6 protein-coding genes are annotated in these 7,415 nt (G+C 34.4%); 5 read left to right on the top strand and 1 reads right to left on the bottom strand.

The window, feature by feature from the left end:
- Window positions 1–303 precede the first annotated feature (303 nt).
- The 3 genes from MW688_RS19030 (at window position 304) to MW688_RS19040 (ending at window position 2,023) form a co-directional block, all read left to right on the top strand.
- Complete coding sequence (locus tag MW688_RS19030; protein ID WP_486737591.1) at window positions 304–1,059, top strand: alpha/beta fold hydrolase; 756 nt, start codon at window positions 304–306, stop codon at window positions 1,057–1,059.
- A gap of 76 nt (window positions 1,060–1,135) precedes the next feature.
- Window positions 1,136–1,591 (top strand): helix-turn-helix domain-containing protein, encoded by a 456-nt coding sequence (locus tag MW688_RS19035; RefSeq protein ID WP_486737592.1) that lies wholly within the window; start codon window positions 1,136–1,138, stop codon window positions 1,589–1,591.
- Window positions 1,592–1,789: 198 nt separating this feature from the next.
- Window positions 1,790–2,023: a hypothetical protein gene (locus MW688_RS19040; protein WP_486737593.1), complete on the top strand. Its 234-nt coding sequence runs from the start codon at window positions 1,790–1,792 to the stop codon at window positions 2,021–2,023.
- Between the two features lie 886 nt (window positions 2,024–2,909).
- Here MW688_RS19040 and MW688_RS19045 read toward each other — a convergent pair.
- Window positions 2,910–4,241: a cytochrome P450 gene (locus MW688_RS19045; RefSeq protein ID WP_486737594.1), complete on the bottom strand. Its 1,332-nt coding sequence runs from the start codon at window positions 4,239–4,241 to the stop codon at window positions 2,910–2,912.
- Window positions 4,242–4,909: 668 nt separating this feature from the next.
- Between MW688_RS19045 and MW688_RS19050 the strand changes: the two genes are divergently transcribed.
- Both MW688_RS19050 and MW688_RS19055 read left to right on the top strand, forming a co-directional pair.
- Window positions 4,910–6,265 (top strand): ATP-binding protein, encoded by a 1,356-nt coding sequence (locus MW688_RS19050; RefSeq protein WP_486737595.1) that lies wholly within the window; start codon window positions 4,910–4,912, stop codon window positions 6,263–6,265.
- Window positions 6,246–7,415, top strand: a 1,170-nt coding sequence (locus MW688_RS19055) for a tetratricopeptide repeat protein (protein ID WP_486737596.1), incomplete at its 3' end; no start/stop codon positions are given. The genes MW688_RS19050 and MW688_RS19055, both read left to right, overlap by 20 nt.

A 7,415-nucleotide genomic window follows, 5' to 3' on the forward strand; every position in this document is an offset into this window, starting at 1 on the left:
CGAAGAATGGGCGCAAGCCGAAGAATGGGCGCAAGCCGAAGAATGGGCGCAAGCCGAAGAATGGGCGCAAGCCTTGCGCCCCTACTACTGATTTACGTTGAAATTAATAAAAATAACTGGCAATAACTTTTCAGCTACGTAGGGTGCGTTAACGAAGTGTAACGCACCACATACACTCTTGTAACCAAACAACAAATAGCTGAAATTAATGAAAATTACTTGCAATAACTTTTCAGATAGGATAATCTATTTAAAGTTATTGATAAAAATTGGCAATAATTTCAATGATTGGAGATGCCCCCTATGGTTAAATATCCTGATGCTGTTTGGTTAAATACTAGTCCTAGTTTACGTCGCTTTGATTTACCAGCTATTAACTATCTTTCTGATTATCTTTATATCGCTCAATGGCAATATGAACAAAATCTAGATCAAACTAGTTCTCTAGATGTAGCCTTAAATTATCTGGATGATTATCTTCAAACTATGCCTCATCCTGTACATTTAATCGGTCATAGTACAGGAGGCTTATTAAGTCTTATTTATAGTCGTAAATACCCAGAAAAGGTGAAATCTTTGACTCTCTTGGGTGTAGGTGTCAATCCTGCCGTTGATTGGTTTAGTTACTATTACATTTTGCGGGAGACTTTACCCTGTAGTCGTGAAATCGTTCTTTCCCGTTTAGCTAAAAATCTATTTGGTTATTTAACACCAATTCATCACAAAGCTGTTATCGAGGTTTTAGAAAAAGCTTTAGATAATTCTCTTTCTCCCCATTCTCTCTACCAAAGAGTCAATTTACCTCCCGGGGGAATTTCTAAACCCTTGTTGATTTGTGGTTCTCACAATGACCCTATTATTACTAGTCAAAATCTACAGGGGTGGAAAATTTATCTCAAACAAGGCGATCGCCTCTGGGAATCTCCCCAAGGTTTTCATTTTTTCCACTATTTTCAACCACAGCAATTAGGAGAACAAGTTTTGGATTTTTGGCAGTCTCTTACTCAACCAAACAATTGTAAAGTTTTGTTAAATTTAGCTGCAAGGTCTTATCAATAAGCCGAATTTATTGACAAAGAACAGCTAAGGGAGAAATTTAACCCATTGGTAATATCAATTTTACAGATAAAAAGTAATGTCAGGAGTAAGTAAAATAGAGATTAAAGAATCAATAGAAACTTTAAAGTTACTTCTAAATCAACAAAAAAGCTCAGAAAATTTTCAGAAAATACAATGGCTATATTTACTGAAGAGTAAACAGGCAGAAAGCATTACAGAAGTAGCCGCCTTAGTAGGAAGACATCGCATTACAGTTCAAGGCTGGCTGCGTAGCTACCGAGAAGGGGGGATAGAAGCATTACTAGCAGAGAAAACAGGAGGGGGAAGAAAATCTTCTATCCCAGATTGGGCAATTGAAATATTAAAGGAAAAATTACAAAACTCATTAACCTTTGAAACCTACAGAGAAATTCAGCTTTGGTTAGAGACTGAGTTAGATATAAAAGTTAGTTACGATGTAGTTCATTATTTAGTTCATGATAAGCTGAAAATTGCTTTAAAAAAAAAAGTCCAGCAAGGATTAAAAGCTTAGTTTTATCTGTAGTGTTAGTTTTACCAAATAGGTCAATTTAAGGAAATTTTAGTTGATATATCTTACTAATAATTGAAAAATTGACCCTCTATTCATCTTTTTGGAAAAGTATTAATATGTTTATCAGGAACAAAAAAAGATTTCTAAATCTTGTTCAAGAAATACCTGTCTATTCGTTTAAGAGGAGACCTATCTATTATGACTACTACAGTTGAAACTAGAGAAAGCGGAATTTTACAAAAAGCTGATTGTCAAAGTTGTTTAACCAGAAGTTGTGCTATGAATGGTTTAGACGACTCTCCTGTAACTCTATGCAACACTTTCCGTCAAGCTAATTGTGCTTTTTGTGCTGTTCAAGAATGTCCTTTGAATGGTACTATTAATTCTCCTGTGTTAAATTGTAACAGTTTTAAATTATTAGGTGCAGTTTAGTAATTTAGTACTGGATTTTTGTTCGTGATCCTGATATATTATATAGCCTCAAAAACTAGAAATTTTTGGGGCTAATTATTTTTTATACTTTTTTTTTGGCAACAAAACCAAAAAACCTATAATCATATCATAATTAGCTCAAATTCAGTATTTACATTCTAAGTCTGGGGATGAAGGGCGATCTCGCTTATATACCTGACGCTTCTTTGCCAACGGAATAAAAAAACTACGTAGGGTGCGTTAACCTGCGTGTAACGCACCACAAAATAATCAGCTCAAATTCAGTATTTACATTCTAAGTCTACTATAAGGAGCGATCTCGCTTATATACCTGACGCTTCTTTGCCAACGGAATAAAAAAACTACGTAGGGTGCGTTAACCTGCGTGTAACGCACCACAAAATAATCAGCTCAAATTCAGTATTTACATTCTAAGTCTACTATAAGGAGCGATCTCGCTTATATACCTGACGCTTCTTTGCCAACGGAATAAAAAAACTACGTAGGGTGCGTTAACCTGCGTGTAACGCACCACAAAATAATCAGCTCAAATTCAGTATTTACATTCTAAGTCTACTATAAGGAGCGATCTCGCTTATATACCTGACGCTTCTTTGCCAACGGAATAAAAAAACTACGTAGGGTGCGTTAACCTGCGTGTAACGCACCACAACATAATCAGCTCAAATTAAGTATTTACATTCTAAGTCTACTATGAGGAGCGATCGCTTGTATACCTCACTCTTATGAATGAAAAGATCGCCAACTGAATAAAAGCGCAAGAAGGGGAGGGCGCAAGCCTTGCGCCCCTACTACTTATGGTTCTGAAAAATTTTAAATATTTTTGCAAACAATTTGACAGCGCCCCTACTTATGGTTCTGAAAATTAAATATTTTTGCAAACAATTTGACAGGATAAATTTTTGGGAGGAGTCATGATAATACCATGACGAATTGGCATAACAGTTTTATTGGGAATCATTGTCAAAGAAAAATGCTTAAGAAGAGAAAACAAAACTATACGCATTTCAAATTGGGCTAAATTAGCTCCCAGACAACGCATAAAACCACCACCGAAGGGAATAAATTCATAAGGAGAAAATTGTTTTTCTAAAAAACGTTCTGGTTTAAATTCTTCTGGATTAGAATATATAGATTTATTATGATGGACTAAGTAAATATAAGCACCCAAAACAGAACCAGATTTTATTAAATAATTATCAATAATTAAATCTTCAGTAAGATAACGAGGGAAAGTGCTAATAGCAGGTGGTGTGATTCTTAAAACTTCATTACAAAAAGCATTAAGGTAAGAGAGTTTAGGTATTATTGATGAATATGAATTTGGACAAGAGCTGATTTCTTCTATTAACTTTGCGGTATTTTGAGGTAATAAACTTGCCCAATATAAAGACCAACTAAAAGCAGAAGCACTTGTTTCAAAACCAGCAAAAATAATAGTTTTTGTTAAAGACACTATTTGTTGTTCACTTAGGCTTGGATTTTCAGAAAGTAAACCTAGAAGAGAATAAGAGTAATTATCTGGATTAACTTTAGTTGATTTTGTTATACTGATAATTAAATTTTCTATTTCCTGTTGAATTGTTAATAGCTTTTTCCATAATCCCCATTGTTTTTGTAAAAAAGGAATTGCTAAATAACCTAAAATCAAGTAATTATCAAAAAGTTCAAATAGTTCTATTAAAAGTGAGTGTAATTTAGTAGATTTCTCTAAATCTTTATTTCCCATGACTAGGCTTATTAAAATCTTTAAAGAGATTGTTTTCATTAACTTACGAACATTAACTATTGAGTCATTTTTGATTTCTTGTTGAACAGTTGTTAAAGTTATTTGTTGAATTTCTTGTCCCCAATGTTCGAGATTTTGAGCAGAAAAATTAGGTGATACTAGTTTTTTTTGCTTTAAATGCTCATCTTGGGATAAGAAAATTAGCGCATGAGAACCTAGTAATGTTTCAAAAATTTTATTTTTTTGCACATAGTCAAAAGTTTGAGAGGGGGGAGAAAACAGTTGTTGTATATGTTGAGGATCCGTAAGAATAATAACAGGCTGGTTAGGAGTACCAATGTTAAAAGTATTTCCATATTTATTAGACCATTTTTTTAAAGTTGCTGTTAAATTTGTGGAAAGCTGAAGTACTTTCCATAAATAGGGCGATTTAGATGAGGGTAAATCTTGATACTTTTGATTAATCATTGAATTTTATGTTATATCAAATTGATTAAAAAATGCTAAAAATATAGAAGCAGATTAGATCCCCCCAACCCCGCGAGAGAAAACCTGCTCAAAATTGCCAGCCTTTACCAGTTAATGGTTTGGGGTCACAAATAACTTATGAAGTGGCGGAGAGCGCCTCCCAATAACTCAAGATTATTGACCAAAAAACAGCCTCTAAGGCGCTCTCCGCTTTCGCTGGCAATTTTGAGTAAGTTTATTGCACCCCCTTGCTAAGGGGGGCTCAAGGTGGTTTGTCATAACCTCGTTTTTAGCATTTATTTTTCTATTTCATAGTTACTAGTGCGTTGCTCTCAGTATAACCAAAAAAAGGCGATCGCCCTTTTTTGGCAACAGAATCTAAATAAGTTAGCTTAACTAAGACGGATTCGCAAAATATTATCAAGATTATGGTCTCATATCAAGTCCGTTTAATTAGTTATATTATGAGATGTTAATGCAAACAGTTAAAAACTTTTTTCTCCCTGCTCCGGTGCTCCCTGCTCCCTGCTCCCGTGCTCCGGTGCTCCCTGCTATTTTAATCGTAAGTATATAAGCGAACATGATATCATCTCGCCTATCAGCGTTGAGCTAAATCAGCCAGATTACAGTAAAATAAATTTAGTAAAATATTTAAGCTGGCAGTATCTATGTCTTTTATTTCTGATATCTCCGATGATGACTTACTAGAAAGACTATATAACCTGTTTGAACCTTTTCAGGCTTTACGCGCAGGAGATCCAAAGTATGTAGACTGTCAAGAAGTAAGAGGAGATGCAGATATCTTTTCAGATTTAGGCAATCGCACTCAAAGATCTGATAATAACACCTGTCAAATTTATACTGGTCATCGAGGGGGAGGCAAATCTACAGAATTATTAAGACTAAAAAAATTTCTGGAAGATAAACAGTTTTATGTAGTTTATTTTGGCGCTGATGAAGAAGATATTCAATCAGAAGATACTCAATATATAGATATTTTACTTGCTTGTACACGCCACATTCTCAAAGATTTAAAAACCAGTGGTAACACTAAGCCTCTTCTGGGTTGGTTAAAAGATAGAATTGACGAATTACAAGACTTACTGGGGAGTCAAGTACGTTTAGACAGTCTTGATTTAGAAACAGGTTTATCAGCATTTGCTAAACTAACTGCTAATATTAGAACTGAACCAAATATGCGCTACAAAATTAGGGCTAAAGTTAATCCTCATACACTCACCCTAATTAATATCCTTAATCAGTTTCTTCAAGAGGCTAAAAAAAACCTTCCTGGAAATGCTCAGAAACTAGCAGTGATTGTTGATAACTTAGATAGAATCGCCCCCATAATTCAAGAAAATGGTCAAACTAACCACGAAGATATTTTTATTAATCGCAGTGAACAATTAAAAGCCCTCGACTGTCATCTTATCTACACTGTTCCTATTTCTCTAGTTTACTCTCATCGTGGTCCAGATTTAGCAGACATTTATAATGGTATTCCTGTTTTACCGATGATTATGGTTCAAGATATACAGGATAAGATTTTTACTCCTGGATTAGATAAAATGAAAGAAATAATTAGTAAAAGAGTTAATCGAGTTCTTCCTAAAAAAGATCTAAACACAGAAATATTTGATAGTAAAGATACATTTAATAAATTATGCTTAATGAGTGGTGGTCATGTGAGAAATCTACTGTTTTTAATGCAGACAGCTATCTCAAAAACTGATCAGTTACCATTAAACAATAAATGTGTAATTAGGGCGATTAGTGAATTAAGAAATATTTACCGTCGCAGTGTAGAACATGAAGAATGGGAATTATTAGTCAAAGTACATCGCCAAAAGAGAATAAACAATGAAAATGAATATCGTAACTTACTGTTTAATCGTTGTGTTTTAGAATATGCCTATTTAGATAATAATTATGAAAAGAAATGTTGGTATGATATTCACCCAGTTATTGCCAATATTCCTGAATTCAAAGAACTATTAGAGAAAGATGAAGCACAATCCTCTTGATTGGGAAGAAGAAGAATATCCTGCTAATCCTGAAGAGAAATATCAATCTCTAGTAAGAAGTATAGCCTGGACTTCAGGATTTAGACTACTATTTATTAGCTCTACTCCTGCCAAAGGGGAAGAGATAATTGCTAGAGTTAAAAAAGATGTAACTAAAAAAAAGATAGAAGTATTAGATATAAAAGAGGCGATTGATAATTTATATGATTTAGTCGCAGAAATTGTTGCTAAAAAAGCAGTAGATGTTCTCTTTATTAGAGGTTTAGAACATTCCTTTTATGAATACGAATTAACGAGAAAAGAACAAAATATAAAGGGTAGTGTTTATGATTGGCAAGGAGTGCCCAAAATCCTTAACCATCTTAATCAAAGAAGAGAACAATTTAAAGATGATTTTCCTATTTGCTTTGTGTTTATGTTGCGTCCTTTTTCTCTCAAGTATTTTATTCGTCGCGCTTCAGATTTTTTCGACTGGTTATCTAGCCTAATAGTTTTTCCTAGTGAACCGAGAGAAGTAGAATTAGAATCACAGAAATTATTATTAGACGGAAGTTACCAAGAATATTTAGACTATTCTCCAGGACAAAGAGAAGCAAAAATGATTGAGATTCAATCCCTACTAGCTGAAGACCATCAAACCGCAGATAGTCAAGCTGGTTTATTGGTTGAATTAGGTTTATTGTTAGATGCAGCTAGTAAACATAAAGAAGCGATTTCTTCATACAACCAAGCTTTGAAAGTTAACCCTAATGATGACAATGCTTGGAATAATCGCGGTAATGCTTTATATAACCTAGGCAGGTATGAGGAGGCCATAGATTCATACAACCAAGCTTTGAAAGTTAACCCTAATCATGACTATGCTTGGGATAATCGCGGTCTTGCTTTAGCTAACCTAGGCAGGTATGAAGAGGCCATAGATTCATACAACCAAGCTTTGAAAGTTAACCCTAATCATGACAATGCTTGGTATAATCGCGGCGTTGTTTTGGGTAACCTAGGCAGGTATGAAGAGGCCATAGATTCATACAACCAAGCTTTGAAAGTTAACCCTAATCATGACAATGCTTGGTATAATCGCGGCGTTGTTTTGGGTAACCTAGGCAGGTATGAAGAGGCCATAGATTCATACAACCAAGCTTTGAAAGTT

Source organism: Johannesbaptistia floridana (assembly GCF_057440575.1).

Bases quoted from the DNA above. Each gene is read 5' to 3' on its own strand.
- MW688_RS19030 (WP_486737591.1), top strand. From the start codon at position 304: ATGGTTAAATATCCTGATGCTGTTTGGTTAAATACTAGTCCTAGTTTA.
- MW688_RS19035 (WP_486737592.1), top strand. From the start codon at position 1,136: ATGTCAGGAGTAAGTAAAATAGAGATTAAAGAATCAATAGAAACTTTA.
- MW688_RS19040 (WP_486737593.1), top strand. From the start codon at position 1,790: ATGACTACTACAGTTGAAACTAGAGAAAGCGGAATTTTACAAAAAGCT.
- MW688_RS19045 (WP_486737594.1), bottom strand. From the start codon at position 4,241: ATGATTAATCAAAAGTATCAAGATTTACCCTCATCTAAATCGCCCTAT.
- MW688_RS19050 (WP_486737595.1), top strand. From the start codon at position 4,910: ATGTCTTTTATTTCTGATATCTCCGATGATGACTTACTAGAAAGACTA.